The organism is Pseudoalteromonas sp. ASV78 (assembly GCF_047806705.1).
Taxonomy (GTDB): domain Bacteria; phylum Pseudomonadota; class Gammaproteobacteria; order Enterobacterales; family Alteromonadaceae; genus Pseudoalteromonas; species Pseudoalteromonas prydzensis_A.
The window spans coordinates 484594-508268 of the sequence record NZ_JBLOPA010000001.1 but is presented as its reverse complement, the minus strand read 5'-3'; the positions used below and the strand labels follow the sequence as shown (position 1 = coordinate 508268).

General features: G+C 40.8%; 21 protein-coding genes. 8 read left to right on the top strand and 13 right to left on the bottom strand.

Annotated features, from left to right (window positions below; translation table 11 throughout):
* Positions 1 to 85 precede the first annotated feature (85 nt).
* From ACMVDV_RS02280 to ACMVDV_RS02255, 6 genes are all read right to left on the bottom strand, one after another.
* On the bottom strand, positions 86 to 910 hold the full coding sequence (locus tag ACMVDV_RS02280) for a M90 family metallopeptidase (protein WP_416157047.1): 825 nt from the start codon (positions 908 to 910) through the stop codon (positions 86 to 88).
* 152 nt (positions 911 to 1062) lie between these two features.
* Positions 1063 to 2301: a M23 family metallopeptidase gene (locus ACMVDV_RS02275; RefSeq protein WP_416157046.1), complete on the bottom strand. Its 1239-nt coding sequence runs from the start codon at positions 2299 to 2301 to the stop codon at positions 1063 to 1065.
* A 200-nt stretch (positions 2302 to 2501) separates the two neighbouring features.
* Positions 2502 to 5426 (bottom strand): two-component regulator propeller domain-containing protein, encoded by a 2925-nt coding sequence (locus tag ACMVDV_RS02270; protein ID WP_416157045.1) that lies wholly within the window; start codon positions 5424 to 5426, stop codon positions 2502 to 2504.
* A 175-nt stretch (positions 5427 to 5601) separates the two neighbouring features.
* Positions 5602 to 6237, bottom strand: coding sequence for a CatA-like O-acetyltransferase (locus tag ACMVDV_RS02265; RefSeq protein WP_416157044.1), 636 nt, complete (start codon positions 6235 to 6237; stop codon positions 5602 to 5604).
* A gap of 250 nt (positions 6238 to 6487) precedes the next feature.
* Positions 6488 to 7528: a Leu/Phe/Val dehydrogenase gene (locus ACMVDV_RS02260; protein ID WP_304184707.1), complete on the bottom strand. Its 1041-nt coding sequence runs from the start codon at positions 7526 to 7528 to the stop codon at positions 6488 to 6490.
* 401 nt (positions 7529 to 7929) lie between these two features.
* Positions 7930 to 9456 (bottom strand): fumarate hydratase, encoded by a 1527-nt coding sequence (locus tag ACMVDV_RS02255; RefSeq protein ID WP_304184709.1) that lies wholly within the window; start codon positions 9454 to 9456, stop codon positions 7930 to 7932.
* Between the two features lie 177 nt (positions 9457 to 9633).
* On the opposite strand from ACMVDV_RS02255, the gene pabB reads away from it, so the two are divergent.
* From pabB to ACMVDV_RS02240, 3 genes are all read left to right on the top strand, one after another.
* On the top strand, positions 9634 to 10980 hold the full coding sequence (gene pabB / locus ACMVDV_RS02250; protein WP_416157043.1) for an aminodeoxychorismate synthase component I: 1347 nt from the start codon (positions 9634 to 9636) through the stop codon (positions 10978 to 10980).
* 23 nt (positions 10981 to 11003) lie between these two features.
* Positions 11004 to 11570, top strand: coding sequence for an NUDIX hydrolase (locus ACMVDV_RS02245; RefSeq protein WP_416157042.1), 567 nt, complete (start codon positions 11004 to 11006; stop codon positions 11568 to 11570).
* Positions 11571 to 11669: 99 nt separating this feature from the next.
* Positions 11670 to 13046, top strand: a complete 1377-nt coding sequence (locus ACMVDV_RS02240) for an L-serine ammonia-lyase (RefSeq protein WP_064667492.1) — start codon at positions 11670 to 11672, stop codon at positions 13044 to 13046.
* Positions 13047 to 13102: 56 nt separating this feature from the next.
* On the opposite strand, the gene cysB is transcribed toward ACMVDV_RS02240, so the two are convergent.
* Entirely contained in the window at positions 13103 to 14080 is a 978-nt protein-coding gene (gene cysB, locus ACMVDV_RS02235) for an HTH-type transcriptional regulator CysB (RefSeq protein WP_304184717.1), read from the bottom strand.
* Positions 14081 to 14399: 319 nt separating this feature from the next.
* On the opposite strand from cysB, the gene ACMVDV_RS02230 reads away from it, so the two are divergent.
* Complete coding sequence (locus tag ACMVDV_RS02230) at positions 14400 to 15161, top strand: hypothetical protein (RefSeq protein ID WP_304184718.1); 762 nt, start codon at positions 14400 to 14402, stop codon at positions 15159 to 15161.
* Positions 15162 to 15197: 36 nt separating this feature from the next.
* Here ACMVDV_RS02230 and ACMVDV_RS02225 read toward each other — a convergent pair whose 3' ends face one another.
* A complete protein-coding gene (locus ACMVDV_RS02225; protein ID WP_304184720.1) occupies positions 15198 to 16490 on the bottom strand; it encodes an NCS2 family permease in 1293 nt (430 codons plus the stop codon).
* A gap of 127 nt (positions 16491 to 16617) precedes the next feature.
* Between ACMVDV_RS02225 and ACMVDV_RS02220 the strand changes: the two genes are divergently transcribed.
* The 4 genes from ACMVDV_RS02220 to ACMVDV_RS02205 all read left to right on the top strand — a co-directional run bounded on the left by ACMVDV_RS02220 (position 16618) and on the right by ACMVDV_RS02205 (position 21061).
* A complete protein-coding gene (locus ACMVDV_RS02220; RefSeq protein ID WP_304184721.1) occupies positions 16618 to 17073 on the top strand; it encodes a tetratricopeptide repeat protein in 456 nt (151 codons plus the stop codon).
* A gap of 225 nt (positions 17074 to 17298) precedes the next feature.
* The gene (locus ACMVDV_RS02215) at positions 17299 to 17733 is read left to right on the top strand and encodes a SulA-like leucine-rich domain-containing protein (protein ID WP_304184723.1); all 435 of its coding nucleotides are present in this window, start codon (positions 17299 to 17301) and stop codon (positions 17731 to 17733) included.
* Positions 17734 to 17771: 38 nt separating this feature from the next.
* Positions 17772 to 18251 (top strand): YchJ family protein, encoded by a 480-nt coding sequence (locus tag ACMVDV_RS02210; protein WP_416157041.1) that lies wholly within the window; start codon positions 17772 to 17774, stop codon positions 18249 to 18251.
* A gap of 833 nt (positions 18252 to 19084) precedes the next feature.
* Positions 19085 to 21061, top strand: a complete 1977-nt coding sequence (locus ACMVDV_RS02205; protein ID WP_416157040.1) for an RICIN domain-containing protein — start codon at positions 19085 to 19087, stop codon at positions 21059 to 21061.
* Positions 21062 to 21096: 35 nt separating this feature from the next.
* Here ACMVDV_RS02205 and ACMVDV_RS02200 read toward each other — a convergent pair whose 3' ends face one another.
* The 5 genes from ACMVDV_RS02200 to ACMVDV_RS02180 form a co-directional block, all read right to left on the bottom strand.
* Positions 21097 to 21612 carry a YgjV family protein gene (locus ACMVDV_RS02200; RefSeq protein WP_304184726.1) on the bottom strand — a complete coding sequence of 172 codons (516 nt, stop codon included), beginning with the start codon at positions 21610 to 21612 and terminating at the stop codon, positions 21097 to 21099.
* A 78-nt stretch (positions 21613 to 21690) separates the two neighbouring features.
* Positions 21691 to 21909, bottom strand: a complete 219-nt coding sequence (locus ACMVDV_RS02195) for a DUF6500 family protein (protein WP_304184728.1) — start codon at positions 21907 to 21909, stop codon at positions 21691 to 21693.
* Positions 21910 to 21916: 7 nt separating this feature from the next.
* Positions 21917 to 22306, bottom strand: a complete 390-nt coding sequence (locus tag ACMVDV_RS02190) for a GNAT family N-acetyltransferase (RefSeq protein WP_416159040.1) — start codon at positions 22304 to 22306, stop codon at positions 21917 to 21919.
* Positions 22307 to 22555: 249 nt separating this feature from the next.
* A complete protein-coding gene (locus ACMVDV_RS02185) occupies positions 22556 to 22972 on the bottom strand; it encodes a tetratricopeptide repeat protein (RefSeq protein ID WP_416157039.1) in 417 nt (138 codons plus the stop codon).
* 240 nt (positions 22973 to 23212) lie between these two features.
* A complete protein-coding gene (locus ACMVDV_RS02180; RefSeq protein ID WP_416157038.1) occupies positions 23213 to 23674 on the bottom strand; it encodes a DMT family transporter in 462 nt (153 codons plus the stop codon).
* Position 23675 lies beyond the last annotated feature (1 nt).

Genomic DNA, 23675 nt, shown 5'->3' with positions numbered 1-23675 from the left:
TGCGGTTTTCATCTTATGAACATGATTGCAACAAAAACGGCTGCAAGTTACCAGCGATATCTGATAAAGCGCAGGTATTTGGCGGTTAATGCCATTTTATCGGGTCAAACTGATAATAACCGACCAACAAACTGTATATTTCAGGGTCGTAATGGCGCAGCTCGGCGGGTTTTTCAAGAAAGGTTTCAGTGACTACAGCAAAAAATTCGGCTTCATTAGTCGCGCCATAACTATGAATAACATGGGGCATATTATAAGCCACATGCGTTTTTAACTGATTATAAGCACGGCTAAAAACACGTCCCCATTGTTGATAATCAGTTTGCTTTGCTAATAACGGCGTGCCGGTTGTTTTTCCGGTTTCTTGATCAAGTTGATGAGCAAACTCATGAAACACTAAATTATGTCCGTCACTGGGCAAACGGTTACCTTCTAAGACATCATGCCAGCTCAGTACTAAAGTGCCGCCAGGCCACGACTCACCTTGGCGTACCGTATTGTGATAACTTACCAGCCCAGCATTGTCACGGGACGTTTGTGGGGCATAATATGCACTAGGGTAAAGCAAAATCTCTTTCACATTTTGATATAAGGGCCATGGTTTGTTGAGCACTAACACGCATGCGTCAGCTGCAACTATCAGTTTCATGGCATCATTTAACTGTAAACCATCACAGCCGATAAAACGTTTCTCATTTAAAAACCACACAATATGACGTTCTAATTTCTCACGATCGCTATCGGTCATTCTTTGGTAGATAGGCATACAACGTAACAGTAATGCTGTTTGTTTTGCGTCTAAACGGTAATCTCGGTATTTCTTTTGCCACAGTCGATTTTGAATTACCGGCCAACGCCAATAAACAGCCACAAACGCAATTAGCGCCAGTATTAATAATCCATTTACCATATGAGTGTCCACTAAAAAGCTATGCAGTATTAATATGTCCGTTGGCTGGTAAATTCAATTAGTTAACTACAAATAAAACGCCGCATATCGATTTAGGAGCTACGGCTCCTTGGCATGCTGTTAACCTAAATACAGATTAACAGCTTGTAGAATTAACGATACAGTGGCTGCCATGCGCAGGTTTTATAACCATAACGCTCAAAGTAGAAGCGGTTACAGTTATCGTCATAATTACTGTTACCTACATCAATACGATGGCCACTGATGTACTGATTGTGCAGTGACACCTGCTGCCCGTTATACAACAGTGTGAAGTGTACATGCGGGCCTGATGATTGACCGCCTTCACACAAGGCCTGATTATAGTTGTTAGCATAACGGCCAAGCCATGCGCCAGGTTGTACATAATCACCACTGGTATATTGTAAGTTAGACATATGATAATAGTTGGTTGCATAACCACTGGAGTGCGTTACACGAATATTGCACGATGAAAAACGCGTGACTGTGCCGCCATGAGCCGCTTGTACGTATGGTGTATTACTGCCCCAGTTACCCGAACCATTATTAAAATCAAGTGATGAATATGGATAGCCAGAGCCAGTATTTGAATGGGCCCCCCCGCTATACCAATAACCTGATGGCCAAGGTAGATCCATGGAAAAGCTGGCAGCTGTAAACTGTTGACGACTGCTTTTTGCTGCACTTTTTGATGAGCGTTGTAGCTGTGCACTACTTTCGGGGAATAAGCTATCAAAAGTGGCTAAAAAACCTGTTAAATCGCTATTAGCGTGATGAACGTTATCTTGCTCCACGGCTAATTTATTACGCTTTTTAAACACACTAACCAAGGCAGCCGTTGCAGCTGTGCTGCTATTTGTACTGGCCGAGTTGCTTATAGCCGTGCTCGCGTATTTTGATTTTTTTGCCGTCACTTGGCTATCTTGCCACTGTTTGTATGCATAAAATCGCTGACTTAATTTTATAACCACATCTTCTACTTGCGCATCAAAACCCCGCTCATCAGATAAACCCGCTAACGGGTTAGTGCTATCAGCAGCAGGGTTTGAAAGTAAACCGCTTTGCTGTTCAAGTAAGGCTAAAATAATTTTCGGATTAATACTCGCATAACCTGCCCAATGCAGAATAAGCTCTTTTTTATCTTCCAATGCAGGAGCATGTAGAGCAAAAAAGTTATCCCAGTCTTCATTCAATAAGGCATTATTAAATACAAACTGAGTATCATCAACAGCCAGTAAAGAGTTTAATTTTAGTGATTCAATAGACTGGGCTGTAAACGAAAAATTATCGTGCTTATGACCTTCTGCAAATACCGCAGGTGACACGCCTAAAATACTCGCTAGTGCAAGATTAACTATATTATTTTTCATCTGTTGTTCCTTGTATAAATATCAAAAATATCCCCAACTGGGAACAAAGATATAACATCAAGGTTAAGCAAATGTTAATGAAGTGTTTTAATGTTTACATAAATATATTTTATGTACCTGATATAGCATGGCCTGCAGCGGGCTTTCTCTGATAAAAATAAGCGCATAAAAAATACACAAGCAAATTACAAAAAAGCACACTAAGGATTCAATTTTTTAGCGCTAAACGTATCTGAAAATGTTATTTCTACCCTGTTTCGGCCATTACTTTTTGCTTTATATAATGCCTGATCAGCTTGCGCTAGTAACCGATCATAATCATTAACGTTCAATGAATCAGCGACACCAAAGCTAACCGTTACAGATAACCCGCTAGCAATATTTGAAAAATCATAATTGGCAATTTCCACCCGTAATTGTTCACATAATTGCGCGGCTTGTTGTGCGGTTTTATTAGGGAATAGTAAGGTAAACTCTTCACCTCCCCAACGAGCGACTTGGCTTGCGTCGCTCTCACCACATTGGCCTAACAAATGAGCAACTACGCAAATTACCCGATCGCCAATAATATGTGACCAACCGTCATTAATTCGTTTGAAATGATCGATATCCATAATCGCAATAGCCAAAGGTAAAGCTTGCTGTTTAAAATCTGAAAAATTATCAGCTAGCCAACTATCAAAGGCACGACGATTTGGCAAATCGGTTAGCTGATCATGAGTTGCTTGATGAGCAAATGCATCCGTTTGCTGTTGCAAGTCTCTAGTTTGTTGCTCGACACGAATCATGAGCTCTTTTTCAATTTTTTTATAATGATAAAGGCGATATTGATACAAGGCGTATGCAAGCAATAGTAAAGTAAAAAACATTACCAGTTTGAAGCTTGTTTTTTGCCAAAAATACGACTGAATAACAAAATTTACCGTTTTATAATTATCCTGCCACTGACCATTTGGGTACCCCGCTCGTACCATAAAAGTGTATTTACCCGGAGCAAGATTTGTATATTCTGTAATTGTTAAGCGCTGGCGATTTACCCACTCGTTATTATAACCAAGCAATTTTGTTTGAAAGTTGAGCCGCTGCGGCATAATAAAACTCAAGCCAGCATAATGAAATGACAATCGCGACGTACTTGGCGGTAAAAGTAGCACTTCTTCAGCATATAATAACGGGGTATTTTTACCATCTACATACAAATTCTCTATCACTGTTGGCAATGATATTTGCGTGGCTTGTTTTATACGTTCAGGCACAACAGTACTCGCTCCTTGGGAAGTAGCAAACCAAATACTGCCATCATTATGAAGTGTTGCAGCCGGGTTAGAGCCACCATTGGCTTGGGCGCTAAGCATACCATCGCCTTCATCATACAGTTGATACTGTAATTTTTGGCTTTTAGCATTGATTGGATCATCTAAAAAGTCATTCACTTGCTGCTGCTTAACTTGAATGATGCCACGATTACTCGACAACCAAAACGAATCACCTTGTGCCACTAGCTGAAAAAGCTTATCAACTGGTAAACCTTGTTCACGACCCAACATCGCAATATCGCCAGTAATAATATTGAAGCGAATCAAACCTCTATCTGTGGTCATCCACATAAAGTCTTGTTGAGCGTAAAAACCAAATGCATATTCTGCATTGAATTGTTTAGGAAATGCCTGCCCTTTAAATTCCCCTAAGGCACTATTAAACATAGCAACACCAACCCCCGTGCCAACCCAAATGTTGCCATGGCTATCAAGCGCAAGTGCCATGATAAAATCACCTGGTAGACCCTGTTTGGTTGTATATTGAGTTAATGAACCATCGGGTTCTATACGTGTTAGCCCTGCAGCAGAGCCGACCCACAAGCGTTGTTCGTTATCAAACAAAAGTGCTCTGATTTCATTACTTGCTAAGCCATAATCACGATTTATTACTGGGTAGATCTTTTTATCAATAACACGCATTAAACCACTGGTATAAGTACCGACCCAGACATTTCCTTGTTGATCTTCAGCTAAGCTGAGAATTGATAAGGGATCTTGATCAAATGCAGGTTTAATCGCCTCTACTTTATCATCACTAATGCGATTTAAACCTAAGCTACTCCCCACCCAGATACTGCCATCAGGGCGAGAAAGAACGCTGCGTACATAGTCGCCATTAAGTCCACGTTTTTTTGTCCATGACGAAAAAGGGGCTTCGCGTAATCGATAGACACCGCCGTTAGTACCAACCCAGATGCTTTTTTCACGATCCTGCATTAACGATAAAATACGATTTGCCGGTAAACCTGCGTCGGCATCCAGTTGCTCTAAACCAATTTCACTGAGCCTAAAGAGACCTTTATTGATAGTACCAAACCAAATGTCATCATGATCATCTTGTAATAAACTAGAGATAGATTCTCCATCTAATTGGGTATGAATACTTTCAAACATATCACCCACTAATCGCCACGCACCTTTTTCACCTGCAACAATGAGTTGGCCTTGTTTAGTTAATAATACCGAATAAATAGAGCTGTTAGGTAATCCACTACTTGGCGTAACCAATTGTGCCGTTTTATTTTCGACTCGATACAAGCCATCGCTAGTAGCGGCCCAGATCACCCCACTCGCATCTTCAACTAATCTATATGCGCTGAAATTAACTAATACCCTATGTTCTGGGCCATTATCAAACTCACGATATGTAACACCGTCGCCTTCTAGTGCTAACCACATTTCACCTGAACGGGTTTTTAAAACATAATTAACCATGGCTGACGCATTGTCTTGCGCAATCCATTGCCTATTTTTTAAATGACTAATACCACCGCGTGCTCCTGAAATATACAAACTGCCATCGGCTTGCGGGGCTAGACTACGTAAACCGGAATCAGGTAAACCGGCTATTTCTGAGCGGGAAAATAGCTTAAATTCACGACCATTAAAACGGACTAATCCTTCCCAGGTCGCAATCCACACATAACCATCACTGGTTTGCGCAACACTATTAATACTATTATGTGGTAAGCCCGAGCGGGTATTCCATGTTTCAGCAAAATAGTCATTCAGAGGCAAGCGAGTTTGCTCAGCAGCAAAGCTGCTAAAGACAACAAAAATGAAAAAACAAAGACCTAAACGGATCATTCTACTAAACGCCTTTGTAATTATGGCGAGCTAACAACTTAGCATTAACACAAATTAAATTAATAATGATTTATTAGTATTTAATTATCATTACATTTCACTGTTCGGCAATTATACTAACATAGTCTTAGTTTTAGTTTCATTAACTAAATAACACAATATGTTTACGTCTAAACTAAACAGAAAAGTCATCAATACTGCGTTGCAGGTGTTCAATAAACTTAGCCACATGCAAACCATCCATTAATGCATGATGTACATCTATGGAAAGCGGCATTTTTCCGGTTTTGGCATTAAATTTACCAAACACTAATTTTGGAATACCGAAATTATCTGCTTGGCTAAAGGCATGAGAGAAGCTCATAAAATCCAACCAAGGTAACACTGAAATATGCAGCAGATCCGCTTGCCCTTCTGTGCATGCAAAAGCATCTGAAAATAAAGGTTGTTGTTTTGCTGCTAGGCTCACAGCACTGGCATGCACTTGGAAATCAGCAAAGCTTTGCTGCGGTAACAAATAACTAAACCGAAAAGTATCATCATCTGCAAGCTCAACAACACTGGCCCGCTGAGTTGTTAATTGCCAAGGCATGTTATCAATAATACGCAGCAGCATTGGCTGATAAGCATGACTGGCCTGTAACGCCGCATAAATATAAGCATGAAAAAATGAACACTGTTGTGCTTTACAATACTGATAAAGTGCTGCCACATCGAGCTGTACACAGACATTAAAATAAGGTTGCGTAAACTCTTTAAACAAGGAGAAATGTTGTTGGCGTGGCCATGAGGTTAAATCGATTGGGGTCATTATTTAAAACTAAACGGCTTAGGGTAAGCGTATCGTGAGTGATTTATTACATAAAGTAAAGGCGTGCAATTGCACGCCTATATACCAATCGGCTTAAATATTTAACCATTCTAGCGTGCTAAATAAAGCGCTAACTGCGTTATAAATTTCTAAAGTAGAACAACTACATGTCGAAATTTATGCCTTGTTATCACTCTATTTATCTGTCGCTATAAATGGCTAATAACTTAACACGATTGGTATTCGGCTATTATAAACCGTTTTTGATGATCTCTTGTGCTAGTTCATCGGCAATTAAATGCGTTGATTTTTGCTCTTTTTCACTGCGTGCAAAAATTTCAGTTAGGGTATCGTAAATACCTTCAACATGTTTATTTGACGCTGCAGCAGAGTAACCTTCTGGCGCAGTTTCATAATAAACATTAATGATACCACCGGCGTTGATCACATAATCCGGCGCATACAAAATACCTTTTTCACGAATGATTTCACCGTGACGAGATTCTGCCAATTGGTTGTTTGCGCACCCAGCAATAATAGTCGCTTTAATACGAGGGATCGTTAAATCATTGACTGTAGCACCTAGTGCACATGGCGCGTAAACGTCTACATCAAGGTCATAGATCTCGTCGATGCTCACCGCAGTTGCTGCAAAGTCATTGACAACACGGTCAATCGCTACTTGGTTAATGTCGGTCACAAATAATTGTGCACCGGCTTCATGTAAGTGTTTACATAAACCATAAGCAACGGCGCCTAACCCTTGTACCGCGACTTTAATACCTGTTAGGTCCTGATCACCACGTTGATGCTGTAACGCGGCTTTAATGCCTAAAAAAGTACCATAAGCAGTAAATGGTGATGGATTACCACTTTTACCTTCAAGGCCTAACACATAGTTAGTTTCTTTGTTCATAATGGCAACATCTTCGCAGGTGATGTTAACATCTTCGGCTGAGTAATAGCTGCCATTTAAACGCTCTAATTGACGGCCAAAGGCACGAAATAGCTGCTCAGATTTAATCTCTTTCGCATTACCAATGATCACAGATTTACCGCCACCAAATGGCAGGCGTGCTACTGCATTCTTATAGGTCATACCTTTTGATAAACGCAGCGCATCAACGATAGCATCATCATCACTTGCATAGTCCCACATTCTGCAACCACCAACGGCAGGACCTAGATTAGTATTATGTACGGCAATAATTGCTCGAAGCCCTGATTCTTTATCTGCACAAAAAACCACTTGTTCGTGGTTATCAAAGTCAACTTGATTAAACACAGCCACTTTATCTTACTCCGAAATTTGTAACCCGTGAGAGGGTATGCACGCTGAAATTGCCGAGACTTTATCACTTCAAATTGCGCCTTACCACTATATGAGATGATAAAACTAATCAAAATAACTAAACATCATAAACAAATGCAATAAGACAAATTAGCCGCATATTTAATCCACAAAAAATACAAAAACAACAACTTAAATGCACATTAATTGAAAGATTACAAATATAGCTTTACGTGAACGTAAAAGGCAAGTTTAGTGTAAAGTAAATATTACAACCAGAATAACGGGAATATATGTTTAAATAGAGTATGTTATGAGCGGAGTTAGGGATTTATTGAAACTGGTCAGATCTGATAAGCGGTATTTAACATTCGCTAAATACCGCACAAATCAACGGCGGTTTATTTTAATTTACCGTCTAACTCTTCGATCTTTGCTTTCCAAATCGCAGGGCCTTGCGTATGCGCATTTGCGCCTTCGCTATCTACCGCAACTGTAACTGGCATATCTTCTACTTCAAACTCATAGATAGCTTCCATACCTAAGTCTTCAAACGCCACAACACGGGCTTTTTTGATTGCTTTCGATACTAAGTATGCCGCACCACCTACTGCCATCAAATACACTGACTTGTTGTTTTTGATAGATTCAACGGTTGCAGGGCCACGCTCTGCTTTACCAATCATCCCAATGATGCCGGTTTTCTCTAACATCATGTCGGTAAATTTATCCATCCGTGTTGCAGTTGTTGGGCCTGCTGGACCTACGGCTTCATCGCGTACCGCATCAACTGGGCCAACGTAGTAGATAAACTTATTATCAAAATCTACGCCCTCTGGTAAACCTTCACCTGAATTGATCATATCTTGTAAACGTTTATGCGCCGCATCACGACCGGTTAAAATAGTGCCTGACAATAATACTGTCTCGCCCATTTTCCACTCGCGGGTATCTTCTTTGGTTAACGTATTTAAATCAACGCGGCGTGTGCCTTCACCTACTTCAAACGTTACTTCTGGCCAATCTTCAAGTTTTGGCGCTTTTAAGTTCGCAGGGCCTGAACCATCTAGGGTAAAGTGAACATGGCGAGTTGCTGCACAATTTGGGATCATTACCACAGGTTTTGATGCAGCGTGTGTTGGTGCGGTTTTAATTTTTACATCAACAACCGTTGTTAAACCACCTAAACCTTGCGCACCAATACCAAGTTTATTAGCACGTTCAAAAATATCTAAACGCAACTTTTCTTCGGTGGTTTGTGCACCACGTTCCATAAGCTCATGGATATCAACAGGATCCATCAGGGATTCTTTTGCTAGTACCGCTGCTTTTTCAGCCGTGCCACCAATACCTATGCCTAGCATACCCGGTGGGCACCAACCAGCTCCCATGGTCGGTAAGGTTTTTTCAACCCATGCCGCTACGTCATCAGATGGGTTCAACATCACCATTTTAGTTTTATTTTCTGAGCCGCCGCCTTTAGCTGCAACCATGACTTCTACTTCGCCGCCTGCCACTAAGTCAATGTGTACCACTGATGGCGTGTTGTCTTTGGTATTTTTGCGCGTGCCAGCAGGATCTGCAACAATCGATGCCCGTAAAGGGTTATCAGGATTCAAATAAGCACGACGCGTTCCTTCATCAACCATTTGTTGTACGGTTAAATCGGTTTTATCCCATTTCACATCCATACCTACTTTTACAAAGCAGGTAATAATGCCGGTGTCTTGGCATAGCGGGCGCTTACCTTCAGCCGACATACGCGAGTTAATCAAAATTTGCGCGATGGCATCTTTAGCCGCTTTACTTTGCTCTTTGTTATAGGCTTTTTCGAGTGCTTGTACAAAATCAAGTGGGTGATAAAACGAAATATATTGCAGAGCATCTTCAATGCTATCAATAAAGTCTTGCTGACGAATTGTACTCATAGGGGTTCCTTAAGTTACCTTTACGTATTTTTTATACACGTAACATAAATCAAACCGGTGACGGTGGTTTGTAAAGCCATAGGCAGCCTTTGTTATTCACTAAACGCTGCCAAAAAATTTTAACTTATGATACCCTCCCAGCCCGTTTCGAGCCAGTTTTTCAGGGTAAAAAAATAGATGATAAAGCAACAAAAAACCTGTATTCAATTAGACATTTCGCTCAACTGTGTAGAGGTTTTCGCCTATTTTGCTGATTTACCTTATGCAGCACTGCTCGACTCTGCCAATAGCGAGCATGTCAATAGCCGTTATGATCTGATTGCTATTGCCCCTAGCATGCGCCTAGAAGTTAAAAATAATCACACTTATATTGATGGCAAGCTCACAACGCAAGACTGCTTTAGTGTCATCCAAAACGAGCTTGCCAAGCTTGATGCCAGCAAAACACAGCACGACTTACCGTTTAGCGGTGGTTGGCTAGGTTATTTTGGTTACGACTTAGGCCGCATCATTGAGCACTTACCTGAACAAGCAATTGATGATATTGCTATGCCACAAATGGCGATTGGCCTCTATCCAGATGCATTAATTTACGATAAACAGCTCGGCCACTGGTTTTATATCGCACAGCCAAATATTGATAGACAAGCCCTGTACCTTGAGCCGTTAACAACCGCAACACCGCTTTATTCTGCATTTGAGATAACCCGTGACTGGTCATCAAATATGAGCCTTGCTCAATACAGTGACAAATTTGCCAAAATCCAAGCATACTTAAACAGTGGCGATTGCTACCAAATCAACTTAGCACAACGCTTTACCGCGCAATATCAAGGTTCGCCGTGGCAAGCTTACTGCACTTTACGTGATGCCAACAAAGCGCCCTTTTCCAGTTTTATCAATCACCCCGATGGCGCTATTGTATCTATTTCGCCAGAGCGGTTTATCGCCATCAACCAAGGTTATATTGAAACTAAGCCTATCAAAGGCACCTTGCCACGCTGCAAAGACGAGCAGGAAGATGCCGCACAAGCCACTCGCTTACAAAATTCAGCGAAAGATCGCGCCGAGAATGTGATGATTGTTGATTTACTGCGTAACGACTTAGGTAAAGTTGCCAAACCCGGCAGCGTACAAGTGCCTTCGTTATTTGCAATTGAGAGCTTTCCGGCCGTGCACCATTTAGTCAGTACAGTTACAGCGCAATTAGCCGCTGATAAAACCGCCGTTGATCAGCTCAAAGCGGCTTTCCCTGGAGGCTCAATTACTGGCGCACCAAAAATACGTGCGATGGAAATTATTGAAGAATTAGAACCACATCGCCGCAGTATTTACTGTGGCTCAATTGGTTACTTAAGTGCTTGTGGCAATATGGATACCAGCATTACCATTCGCACCTTAGTCTGTCATAACCAGCATATTTATTGTTGGGCTGGCGGCGGCATTGTGGCTGACTCACAAGTGGAGTTGGAATACCAAGAAACTTACGATAAAGTAAATAAAATTTTGCCTTTATTGAAGTGATCCACTTGAATAGCCGACAACTTATGGCTCGTTTTCAGCTAACTGCGCCCAATACTGACATTCCAGCGCATCATGCTTATTTACAAGGCACTCAACGCGCCAGTGCCGTGATGCTGCCATTGATTGATATCGACAACATTGCGCACATTTTATTATGTAAACGCCCAACGTTTTTAAATCATCACCCTGGCGAAATTTGTTTGCCTGGCGGTAAATATGAACACAGTGATATCGATTTACGTAACACCGCCCTGCGCGAGTTACATGAGGAGCTTAATATTGCTGCTGAGAATGTCCGTGTGATTGGCCAATTACCCGATTACTCTACCCTTACAGGCTTCACCATCACGCCATTTGTTGGTGTGCTCGCAGCAAACACCCAGTGGCATCCCGATCACAATGAAGTTGCGGCAAGTTTTTTACTACCCGTAAATACTTTAGCGAATGTAAACAATTGGCAACCCTTGCATTTTGAGCGACGCGGAAAGGTAATTACTTTACAAGGCTTTTCAACCCCTTATGGACTACTCTGGGGGGCAACGGCTAGCATTATAAAAAACTTTACAAAACAGCTCGCCATACCAGTTTAAATCTCTATCGCAAAGGGTTACAAGGGTACAATTACGCGTTATTATGTGCGACCGTTCAAAGGCAGCAATCGTGCTGAGTAAAAGTAGAGTAAAGTTATTATGATCAGTGCATTTGATATGTTTAGTATTGGCATTGGCCCGTCGTCTTCACACACAGTCGGTCCTATGCGTGCATCGCGTTTATTCGTTAACGAACTACAACAACAAAATTTATTAACCGATGTCACCAGCGTTAAAGTTGAGCTATATGGTTCATTAGGCCAAACCGGCATTGGCCATGGCTCTGGTAAAGCCGTTATTTTAGGGCTTGCCGGTTATGATCCAGAAACCATAGATGCTGATTTAGTTGACGAGATCCTCGCTAAAATTGAAAACGAACAAGTTATCTATTTAAATCAAGTTCATAAAGCTAAGTTCCCAAAACAAGGGGCGATCGTATTTCATCGTCGCAAAACTTTACCTAAACACTCAAATGCCATGGAAATCATTGCATTCAAAGGTGACGAAAAACTCCACAGTAAAGTATATTACTCAATTGGTGGCGGCTTTATTGTTACCGATGAAGAATTTGAAAAAGAAAAACAAGCAGCGCTGGATATTCGCGAAGAAAACCCAGCCCCCTTTCCTTTTGGCAGCGCCAAAGAATTGCTTGAGATGTGTAAAGAATCGGGCTTTAGCGTATCAAGCTTGATGATGAAAAATGAAAAAACCTTGCGCACAGAAGATGAAATCAAAGATGAGTTATTCAATATTTGGCAAGTAATGAAAGCCTGTATTGAACGCGGTATGCGCACCGAAGGCATTTTACCCGGTGGTTTAAAAGTAAAACGCCGTGCTCCGAGTTTGTATTTAAAGCTCAATATTGAAGTAAGTAACGATCCTCTGCGAGCCATGGACTGGGTAGACTTATTTGCCCTTGCCGTTAACGAAGAAAACGCCGCCGGTGGCCGTGTGGTTACGGCACCGACTAATGGCGCTGCGGGCATTTTACCTGCGGTACTTATGTACTATCACACCTTTATTAAAGAAGTTGACCGCGATATTGCAACGCGCTACTTACTCACTGCTGCTGCGATTGGCATCTTATATAAAAAGAATGCCTCAATTTCAGGCGCTGAAGTAGGTTGCCAAGGTGAAGTAGGTGTTGCCTGCTCTATGGCTGCGGGTGCACTGACAGAAATTGTTGGTGGCAGCGTATTACATGTTGAAAATGCCGCCGAGATTGGCATGGAACATAACCTAGGTTTAACCTGCGATCCGGTCGGTGGCTTAGTACAAGTGCCCTGTATTGAACGTAATGCAATGGGCGCGATTAAAGCGATTAACGCATCACGCTTAGCTATTCGTGGCAGTGGCGAGCAAAAGGTATCACTGGATAAAGTGATCAAAACCATGCTCGATACCGGTAATGATATGAAAACCAAATACAAAGAAACCGCACGTGGTGGTTTGGCTGTAAACATTATTGAATGCTAATTTTTTAAGATGCTCAAAAAAGCCGCTCGATGCGGCTTTTTTATTTGCAATATTAGCTACTTAACTGGCAACTCGATATCTTCAAACAACTTATCAACGTCCTCTTGATTACGCAATAAGCTGGCTCGTTCCACCCGCTCTTTGGTTAAATGCGGTGCAAAACGTTCTATAAAGTCATACATATAGGTGCGTAAGAAACTGCCTTTTCGAAAGCCAATTTTAGTGGTGCTCGCTTCAAATAAGTGACTTGCATCAATACACACTAAATCAGTATCTGCAATTTGATCAATCGCCATTGATGCAACAACACCCACACCTAGACCTAAGCGTACGTAGGTTTTAATCACATCTGCATCGGTTGCAGTAAATACAATATGCGGTTCAAGTCCCTGCGCATTAAAGGCTTTATCAAGCTCTGAGCGACCAGTAAAACCAAATACATAGGTAATTAACGGATACTGGGCGATATCAGCAACGGTTAAAGATCCCGCTTTTTTCGCAAGTGGATGGTCTTTAGCAACTACGATACTACGGTTCCAGTGATAACACGGCAACATCACTAAGTCTGAATATAAGTGCAGTGCTTCGGTGGCAATGGCAAAATCGGCATCCCCGCGCGCCGCTGCATCGGAAATTTGTTGTGGCGTACCTTGATGCATGTGTAATGACACCGCTGGATACTTTTTCATAAAGCCTTGGATCACGCTTGGCAGCGCATAACGGGCCTGTGTATGTGTGGTAGCAATATTTAACTTACCTTGATCTGGTAAGGTATGTTCATTTGCTACCGCTTTGATGCCTTCGACCTTGGAAAGTATTTCACGAGAAATGTTAATAATTTCAGTGCCTGCACTCGTAACATGAGTGAGGTGCTTACCACTTCGACCAAAAATTTGCACACCCAACTCATCTTCTAACATACGTACTTGTTTAGAAATACCTGGTTGCGAGGTAAATAAACTTTCAGCTGTTGCTGAAACATTTAGTTTATGATTTTGGACTTCGACGATGTATCTGAGTTGTTGTAATTTCATGGCTGCATTTTTTAGTGTAGTTATACTGCTTATTTATAAATGCTACATCACGTCAAGCCAAGTGTTTTCTACTCAATAATAGAAAAAGACTCTCTGGGATCAGAATTATAAGGTTATGTGCTTAGGCTAGCATAAACCCTCGTATTGAGGTAGCCATCTTTTTAACGGAACCCCAAAATGAAAAAAAATCATAATCCGTATAGGAATAAATAATGAGAAAACAAATTCTTTTTTGACATAAATAGCGCAAAACTACCCTGTTAGCATATATTTAATGTAAGATAAAAATTATTAGCTTGTGAAACCTGAGACCTAAACCATGATCGTTTCTATTATTATTATGTTGATTGTTGCACTAATTGTCATTGCCCTGTGGGTCAGTGCGGTACAACAGCATAAAGAGAAACAAGAAACCGAACGTCGCAAAGATTTAACTAAACAAAAAAAAATCATTGAAGAATCGGAAGACGTATTACTAAATAGTGCTAACATCCCCATGTCTGAGCATATTTTACGTATTCTGCAGCGCCGTATTCATGATGCTTTAGTAACTATGGTGCAACTTTCTCCCAATTCTAAAGAGTTAAAAAATCGCTTAAAAGAAGCAAAAGAACGGTTGAGTAACCAACTTGTTGACGCCACTAATTCAGAGAACTTAGTGTTACCTGATAACGACAAACAATTGATATCACTGATCCAAGCTATTAAAAAATTACGCGCAGTGCTTCGCTCTGAGCATGGTAAAGGTAAAGTTGATAGCCAGATTTTTGTTGCTGAAGATAAGCGTTTAGAAAAACTGCAATTAAGAATTAACATAGAAAGCCAAATTAAACGGGGTATCTCCGCTCGCTCAGCCAACATGGTGGGTTCAGCACGGCAATACTTTGAAAAAGCCTACGCTACATTATCAGCAGTGGCCTATAGCGACGACTATATCACTGGGAAACGTCAAGAATTAGAGGGTTACTTAGAAGCCATTAGTACTGAATTAAAAGCATCAAATGCAACGGCACTGAAGAAGAAAGCCGAACAAGAACAAGACGATTTAGATGTATTATTTGCACCAAAGAAAAAGTGGTAAGCCACTTTTTCTTTGCATGAGTCGTTAAAAACCGATTTACGATAAAAACGCGAACTTAACCACAAACATCGCCGTCAAGATCCACACACTAATACTCACTTCATCACGTTTGCCACACAATACTTTTACCGCCGTGTACGAGATAAAGCCAAGCGCAATACCATGTGCAATCGAAAACGTCAGTGGCGTCATCAGTAATACAACACTCACTGGGATCGCATCAGTCATATCATCCCAATTTACAAACTTGAGATTCTGTAGCATCAATACCGCAACATATAAGATAGCGCCTGCAGTAGCATATGCTGGCACCATTTTAGCCAGCGGCGCAAAAAACATCATCAGTAAAAAACACAAACCAACAACCACCGCAGTTAAGCCTGTACGACCACCAACAGAAACCCCTGCAACCGATTCAATATAGGACGTTGTTGTAGAAGTACCAAGCACCGAGCCTGCAATGGTTGCTGTGCTATCAGCACTGAGTGCACGACCTAACCGCGGCATATTACCTTTTTCATCAGCAAGGCCCGCTTTTTGCGTTACCGCCACCAAAGTGCCTGATGTATCAAATAAATCAACAAACAAAAATGCAAAAATAACACTGAGCATTGACAACTCAAGTGCCGCAGCAAAATCAAGTTGCATAAAGGTAGGTAGAATTGAAGGTGGCATAGACATCACCCCTTGATACTCAACTAAACCTAAACTTAACGCTATGACAGTAACTAATAAGATACTGATCAGTACGCCACTTTTAAAATCACGATACAACAAAGCTGCAATAACAAAAAAGCTGAAAATTGCCAGCAATGGCCCTGCTGCAGTGATATCACCTAACTGTACTAAGGTGGCAGGGCTTGCCACAATAATACCGGCATTTTTTAGCGCGATTAACGCTAAGAATGCGCCAATCCCCGTGGCTATTGCTTGCTTTAATACCAAAGGGATTGCGTTAATGATCCACTCTCTGACTTTAAACAAACTTAAAAACAAAAAGATACAGCCCGACATAAACACCGCACCTAATGCAGCCTGCCAGGTATAGCCCATGCCAAGTACAACACCATAAGTAAAAAAGGCATTTAACCCCATACCTGGAGCCAGTGCTAACGGGTAATTAGCCCAAAGACCCATAATAAAACAACCAATCGCGGCTGCTATACAGGTTGCAACAAACGCCGCGCCCTGATCCATACCAGCTTCAGCTAACATTGCAGGGTTTACAAAAACAATATAAACCATGGTAATAAAAGTTGTGAGGCCAGCAATACATTCACGGCGCACAGTTGAATTGTGCTCGCTAATTTTAAATAACGCGTCAAGCATAGATGAGTTTCATTTTAGATAAGAATAATTGTGCAATTTTATCATATATTTCAAGAATAGCAGGACATTTTACCTTGTATTAGACTAAACTTACGCGGTAATAGACAACAATAATATATGTGGCACTATGACAGATACCTCGCCAATTGGCTTAGATTTAGAACAACAGCTAGATAACGTGTTATCGTTTATCACTCAACCAAACCGCCCCCCACAGGGTGACGCTAAAGCTGATACACCACAAAGCACGGTGAATAAAGCGCTGTATTATTTAAAAAATGAACAAGCCCCTCTCGCCGCTAAATGGATGCGCCTGGCAGCGATGTCAGGAGATCACCGAGCACAGTTTTATCTCGGGTTATTTTTTATCAAAGGCCAAGGCGTGCCCAGTAGTGTATTTCATGGTGCAGTATGGCTAAGTTTAGCTAGTAGCCAAGACTATGCACCCGCGACTGCAGCTCTGGCAGATCTTCGTAAACATCTCACTACACGTCGTTTTAAAGATGCTCAGTGCTACGCTGCAACACTGTATGAACAGATCCATCAGCAGCAATTTGCGCATCTGATCCCAACTACTGTATAAAAAAATAATAACCACCACTTTATATTGAGTAAAATACCAACAGCATGAAATAATAATTAAGGGATTGATTTTTATTTTAAATTTCAATTTTACTATGTATTAAATCTGCACAGCGAACATTAAAAATTACAAATCGTATAAAAAATTAGCAAAAAACACTTGCACCAAACAACTGTATAAACTACTGTATACACATACTGTATAAACAACCAGTGAGTGAACATTATGTTACAGCCAATTACCGTAAGAACTGTTAAAAGCTACCAACGAGATAACCAAAGCGCATCAGTTAACTTAATTCAAATTGAAGATGAGATCTCAGCAACGTTTGAATTACTAAAGGTATTGCACCATTACAATAATCAAAATGCATGGACATTACTGATTGCACCCGATCATGTACCGAGTAAAGCGTTACTTGATTCATGCTCTATTGATACCAGTAAACTACTAGTGATACGTCAAAAGCATCTTGTGAATTTAGCGTATGTTTTAAACTCAGCATTACATAATGGTAATTTTGCAGCAGTGATCACTTGGACTGACATCGTAAAAGATAATCAAATTGCGGATCTATCGCTAAACTTAGATCAAGCAAGTGCAAAGTTATACTGCTTCACTAAAACCCAACAAAGTACCGATATGGCATTGGCGCAATAAGCTGTTAAAATAACGTTTTTGCATAAAACTAATTTAACATGACTTCACTTACTAACAGTAATTGCTTATGCGGCAGTCAACACAGTTACCAAGACTGCTGCCAAAAGCTGCATTTAGGCACAGAGCAAGCAACCACGGCAGAGCAACTGATGCGCTCTCGCTATGTAGCCTATGCATTAAAAAATGCCAAGTATATTTATCAAACTTATGCCCAAGCAAAACAAGCTGAAAATCCAGTCAAAGAAATCGCTGAGTTTGCTAACAGCTGCCGCTTTATTCAATTAGACGTGATAGATGCAGAGCAACATGAGAGCACTGCTGATGTTGAATTTTGCGTTAGTTATTTTTATCAAAACTTATTTTGCCAGCTGCATGAAAAATCAAATTTTATAAAAGAAGCAGGATTATGGCGCTATTTAGATGGTGAGATTTTCCCTGTTGCTGATCTTAAAATTAACCGTAACGATGAATGTCCATGCGGCAGCGGTAAAAAATATAAAAAGTGCCACAGCGTGTAGATAATTCCCTTGCATACATTGATGCTGCAATAAACTTTCCTGCAGCATGGCACTCTTTAGCTTAGCGAACGACCCACTAACAACCTAAATCGACTCACTGAAGTTGCTATAGCAGTCGTCATCAACGTTATAATTTGTAAGCTGAACGCTCATTTTAAGCGAAAATTAACCAATATAGATTGGTTTTGCATTACTCATTCAACACTTCCTGACAGTAACTAAACTTCGCTTAAATAAACGATTAACAGCTTGATTAAAAATAAATATTTATTTAAGTCACTCGCTGAATACCTACAGAGCACACAAAGCGAATTTAAACGTTAGAGGTTTTTCTAGCACAACTAAATTCAACCCGGTTAGGGTTGTCATCGTCGTGGGAGCTAAATTAATGATCCAAAAGATCTAGATAACGCATTGAGCAAATATGCCCCTTCATAGAGCCTAATAAGATGCTCATTTCATCCACTTAATGTACTTCTCGCTTAAACATAAAGGGAACAAATGTTAATTTAATAACATCGCAAATCAACTACCCTTGAAACAAAATAGTAAATTAAATTGTTATTATTTTTATCACTTAAAACTCTGTACAAAAACAAGACAACAAACTGATTTTAATGAAATTAAATAATTTAATGGCAAATAAAGCAAACCTAAATGATGAAATTAAAACTAAATATTCAGCAATTAGCATTGCGTAAAATAATATTTACCGCAATAATGCCACCGGTAGCACTGCTGTACAAGCATTAAAAACCTTGATTGCGTTAACACTTTTAACAATTAATTTATTTAATTGTTTTTATCTGAACATACAATAATTAGGAACAACAATGAGAAAAAGTACACTTTTTAACTACTCAGTGCGGGCTTTGGCCATCACTGCGGCAATTTATGGCAACAGTGCGCTTGCTAATGCTTCAGGTTTTGCCACCACAAATGGCGGGACAACCGGCGGTGCTGGCGGTGATATTGTTTATGCGACAACGGGTACGCAAATTCATCAGGCACTGTGTAATCGAGCATCAAGTGACACGCCAATTATCATCCATGTTGAAGGTACAATAAATCATGGTAATACTAGTAAAGTTTCAGGAGACAGCTGCAATACAGGGCCTGATTTAATTGAACTAAAAGAAATAAGTAATGTGTCAATTATTGGTGTAGGAAGCGGTGCCCTGTTTGATCAACTGGGCATTCATATTCGCTCTTCTTCAAATATCATTATTCAGAATGTCCATGTCAGAAATGTCAAAAAGTCTGGCTCACCCACCTCCAACGGCGGGGATGCCATTGGCATGGAATCGAATGTCAGTAATGTCTGGGTTGACCACGTTACATTGGAAGCCAACGGAGGAGAAAGTTCGGGTTATGATGCGTTATTTGATATGAAAAGTAACACTAAATACGTGACGTTATCATACAGTATTTTACGTAATTCAGGTCGTGGCGGGCTTGTTGGCTCAAGTGATAGTGATGAGAATAACGGCCCTGTTACTTTTCATCACAACTACTATGAAAATATCAACTCTCGCACGCCTTTATTAAGACATGCCACAGCCCATGCTTACAATAACTACTACAGTGGACTTGTATCATCAGGTATGAATCCACGTATTGGTGGCAAAATGCGAGCCGAGAATAATTACTTCAAAGATTCAAAAGATCCACTGGGCACGTTTTATACGAATGATATGGGTTATTGGCAGGTCAGTGGCAATATTTGGGATAATATCGATTGGTCACAGCAAGAAAGCAAGCTTCACCCTGCTGGGCCTAACCCGACCTCCACCACATCAATCAACATCCCTTATAGCTATCAACTTGATAATGCGCAGTGTATACCCAGCATCATCGCTGCAACAGCGGGGGCAAACAAAGGCTTACAAACATCCAATGGGCAATGTGGTACAACGCCACCAACTGATCCAACACCGGATCCGGATCCAACTCCAACCCCTGAGCCGACACCCGCTGGTGAAAATCTGGCACTCAGTGCTGGTGTTGATGGTAGCTCAAAGGCCAGTGGTTCAAGCTATGGTAATGTCAATGATGGCGATACTGCAACTTACTGGTCACCGTCAGCTACCACAGGCGCCATTAATATTAAAAACCTAAATACAACTATTAATGCTGTGAGAATTATCGAAACAGCAGCCAGTGCTGGGCGGATCACTGCTTGGTCTTTAGTGAATCATGATACAGGTGTCACCCTTGCAAACGGTGGTGCCGTGCCAAATGTGATCACTTTCTCTGACACTAACTTATCAAAAGTCAGTTTTGTAATTCACTCAGCCAGCGGTGTACCACAAATCGCAGAATTTGAAGTCTACAATGGCTATAGCGATGGCTCGAATGGCAACGTCAGCAATACCTTAGTCAATGGCACCTATCGCATTACTCCAAAACACAGTGGCGCTTCACTCGATGTAGCTAATTGTGATAGTACGGATGGGGCAAATATCAGGCAGTGGTCTTGGCTTAATAATAATTGCCAAAAGTTTAATATCTCCACAGTGGATGGTATATGGCATCGTATTTCACCCGCTAATGCCCCAGCTAAAGGGTTAGAAGTTTATACCCATTCCACAACAGCGGGAGAAAATATCAATATCTGGACCTACACAGGAAGCTATAACCAACAGTTTCGTTTCCAAAGTGCCGGCTCAGGTAAGTGGCGTATCATCAATCGCAATAGTGAACTATGCTTGGATGTAGATGGCAGTAAAACGGGCGATGATGCTAATATTTTGCAGTGGACATGCTTAGCCGGGGCAGAAAATCAAATGTTTGAACTAATCAAACAGTAACCCCACATTACCAGTGAAGGGCTTGACTAAGTCCTTCACTGCGTAAACGCAGCATTCGTAAAGCGTTGTTTATGCAGCCTGTAAATGGTGGTTAAATTAATAACGATAACGGTTGCTTCTAATAACACGCCGCCAATTGAGCCAACAATAATATTATTTGCCAACCATAAACACGATCCCACAAACAGCAAAACACGCATTTTGATGCCCGTTAAACAAAATAGTGCAAAACAACCCAAACAGGCGGCAACAATCGCAAGATAATCCGTCCATTGCTGCGCTGTTAGGTAACCGATAAACACGGTTAAAATAATAAAAATGGCTGCTACCCACACCGATTTTACCCGCATTGATACAGCCGTACGCCCCGCTGAAAATAAACAGCACAATGATGAAGTGATCGCATTGAGTAAATAAAAGTGCAGTGCATGATTTAGATTCATCACCACCATCATTATTTTTAAACGACGATCATCCTTTTGATAAAAGCACACCAATGCTAAAACAAAGCTGAGTAAACCAAACCCTTGGGCAATCAAACTATCAACCACCAGCCCTACACCCCATTAAAATAAATATCTCAACCGCTATTGTGGTTAATAAACAATAACTCAAACAGCTACACGCTATTACAGATTATTTTCAATCATGGTTTTAATCGTTCGCGCTTTAACAAAGTGGTCTAATTGATGAGTTTGTATCCACCATGTCGCGGCTTCCATCAATAGTTCAGGATCATCATTTTTATTTGCAAAGAAAGCATAAAATGACAATCCCACATTATCACCCTTCGTCGCTATTTTTTTATCGCAAACTTGAATGATCTTAGTCCTTAATTCATCGCGCATTACGGCGTTACCTCACTTCACTTTTTAAACTGCATTGCATTTCAATAAGTTGGTGTTCGCCAACTTTTTCAACATCTTTAATATATTTAAAACCATAACGTTGGTAATAGCCTTGCAAGTAGGCATGCGCATGAATTTCAATGCTCTCAAGACCAATTTTACCAGCATGTGATAGCAAAGCATTAATAACCAGCTTAGCAACACCCACCCCTCGGTACTGCTTTAACACCGCAATCCTTGCCATAACAGCACAAAATTTGTCACGTTTAACTAATCGCGCTGTCGCAACTAAAGAGCCTACATCAGTCACCACAACGTGAATAGCTTCCTCATCTAAGCCGTCCAAATCTAACTGCTTAGGAATATTTTGTTCGATAACAAATACCTGATGGCGAATAGCATGCGCTTGCGCAATCAGTTCAGGGCTAGTGCCTAGTTAACATCCATTTATTATGACCTCTTACAGATAAGTTATACCAATCGTGTTAAGTTACTAACCATTTATAGCGACAGAAAAATACAGTGATAACAAGGCAGAAATTTTGACATGTAGTTGTTTTACATAAAAAATTACTAACGCAGTTAGCGCTTTATTTAGCGCGCTAGAATGGTTAAATATTTAAGTCGATTGGTATTATTACACACCTCACTGTAAGGTGTGTAATAGCTCGGCTATTTCAGCTTTTAATGCTTTATCTGGGATTTTATTAGCACTAACCTGCGCGGCTTGTAAACAGCTAATTGCGGCATCGGTTTGCCCGAGTTCAATATGCATAGTTGCCATTGCATAGCCAATTGACGACATATAATCTTTAGCATTAATGGCTGTCGCCTTGGCTAACGCTTTTTCATAGATCAACAAAGCATCGGCAAATTCATCGGTAAAATCAGCCAGCGTTTCCCACTGAACAGGATGATCTTTTTCAGTATTTTCGTGTTCAATACACAAGGCTTTTAACTGCTCGTAAAGTGCCTCGAAGCTCGCTTGATCTTGCTGTTGCGCTGCATTCATTAGCTCGCCAGCCAAATCCAATACTGACTTATACAGTTTTGTATTCATCATTCTATCATTACCTTTTGTTAGAAATAACGGCCAGCTCAATAATAGATTGCTTAAAGTAATTCGAAACCAGCAATCTAGCTAAGACCAATAATGCCCTATTCTAATACACTCTACGCTGAAATGATTCATCCTAAGCGAGATCACACAAGTTGTTTTATTATCGCTGGGTAAAACTGTCGATTTGGTGCCATAATAACGGTGAATTGAGAGGTCTACAGCACCTTCTCGATTGTAAAAATATTAATTCTCTGTTTTGGCCTTAGTTTTGTTACTTGCATGAATAAAATACAATGCGATCCCTAAGCAAATAACGGCACCAATTCGAGTTGGCGAAAAAGTAATAATGTCATTACCAAGCCAACCAAAATTATCAATAAGCATGCTCATACATAATTGCCCAAAAATAACCGCAACCGTTGCAACCGCAGTGCCTATACGCTGTACAGCAAACACCATAATTACGATATAGGGTACGCCACACATTGCCCCGAGTAATTGCCATTTGGGCACATCTGATAGTGTCACCACGTGGTTAGGCTCAAAGTAAAAAATAAGCAATCCGGTGATCAAGGCACCTACCGAAAAAGTTAAGAATGCGCAGCGAAACACGCCGACTTTACTTCCTAGCTGGGCATTTATTGCCGCTTGAATACTTAATGTAGCGCCGCCGATCACAGCTAAAATTATCATTATAAAAGTCATT

What these genes read in the sequence shown, in the direction of transcription:
- ACMVDV_RS02270 (WP_416157045.1), bottom strand. Translation starts at nt 5,426, where the DNA reads ATGATCCGTTTAGGTCTTTGTTTTTTCATTTTTGTTGTCTTTAGCAGC.
- pabB (WP_416157043.1), top strand. Translation starts at nt 9,634, where the DNA reads ATGATAAAGCAACAAAAAACCTGTATTCAATTAGACATTTCGCTCAAC.
- ACMVDV_RS02215 (WP_304184723.1), top strand. Translation starts at nt 17,299, where the DNA reads ATGTTACAGCCAATTACCGTAAGAACTGTTAAAAGCTACCAACGAGAT.
- ACMVDV_RS02205 (WP_416157040.1), top strand. Translation starts at nt 19,085, where the DNA reads ATGAGAAAAAGTACACTTTTTAACTACTCAGTGCGGGCTTTGGCCATC.
- ACMVDV_RS02185 (WP_416157039.1), bottom strand. Translation starts at nt 22,972, where the DNA reads ATGATGAATACAAAACTGTATAAGTCAGTATTGGATTTGGCTGGCGAG.
- ACMVDV_RS02225 (WP_304184720.1), bottom strand. Translation starts at nt 16,490, where the DNA reads ATGCTTGACGCGTTATTTAAAATTAGCGAGCACAATTCAACTGTGCGC.
- ACMVDV_RS02265 (WP_416157044.1), bottom strand. Translation starts at nt 6,237, where the DNA reads ATGACCCCAATCGATTTAACCTCATGGCCACGCCAACAACATTTCTCC.
- ACMVDV_RS02245 (WP_416157042.1), top strand. Translation starts at nt 11,004, where the DNA reads ATGGCTCGTTTTCAGCTAACTGCGCCCAATACTGACATTCCAGCGCAT.
- ACMVDV_RS02195 (WP_304184728.1), bottom strand. Translation starts at nt 21,909, where the DNA reads ATGCGCGATGAATTAAGGACTAAGATCATTCAAGTTTGCGATAAAAAA.
- ACMVDV_RS02180 (WP_416157038.1), bottom strand. Translation starts at nt 23,674, where the DNA reads ATGACTTTTATAATGATAATTTTAGCTGTGATCGGCGGCGCTACATTA.
- ACMVDV_RS02240 (WP_064667492.1), top strand. Translation starts at nt 11,670, where the DNA reads ATGATCAGTGCATTTGATATGTTTAGTATTGGCATTGGCCCGTCGTCT.
- ACMVDV_RS02280 (WP_416157047.1), bottom strand. Translation starts at nt 910, where the DNA reads ATGGTAAATGGATTATTAATACTGGCGCTAATTGCGTTTGTGGCTGTT.
- ACMVDV_RS02220 (WP_304184721.1), top strand. Translation starts at nt 16,618, where the DNA reads ATGACAGATACCTCGCCAATTGGCTTAGATTTAGAACAACAGCTAGAT.
- ACMVDV_RS02230 (WP_304184718.1), top strand. Translation starts at nt 14,400, where the DNA reads ATGATCGTTTCTATTATTATTATGTTGATTGTTGCACTAATTGTCATT.
- cysB (WP_304184717.1), bottom strand. Translation starts at nt 14,080, where the DNA reads ATGAAATTACAACAACTCAGATACATCGTCGAAGTCCAAAATCATAAA.
- ACMVDV_RS02210 (WP_416157041.1), top strand. Translation starts at nt 17,772, where the DNA reads ATGACTTCACTTACTAACAGTAATTGCTTATGCGGCAGTCAACACAGT.
- ACMVDV_RS02255 (WP_304184709.1), bottom strand. Translation starts at nt 9,456, where the DNA reads ATGAGTACAATTCGTCAGCAAGACTTTATTGATAGCATTGAAGATGCT.
- ACMVDV_RS02275 (WP_416157046.1), bottom strand. Translation starts at nt 2,301, where the DNA reads ATGAAAAATAATATAGTTAATCTTGCACTAGCGAGTATTTTAGGCGTG.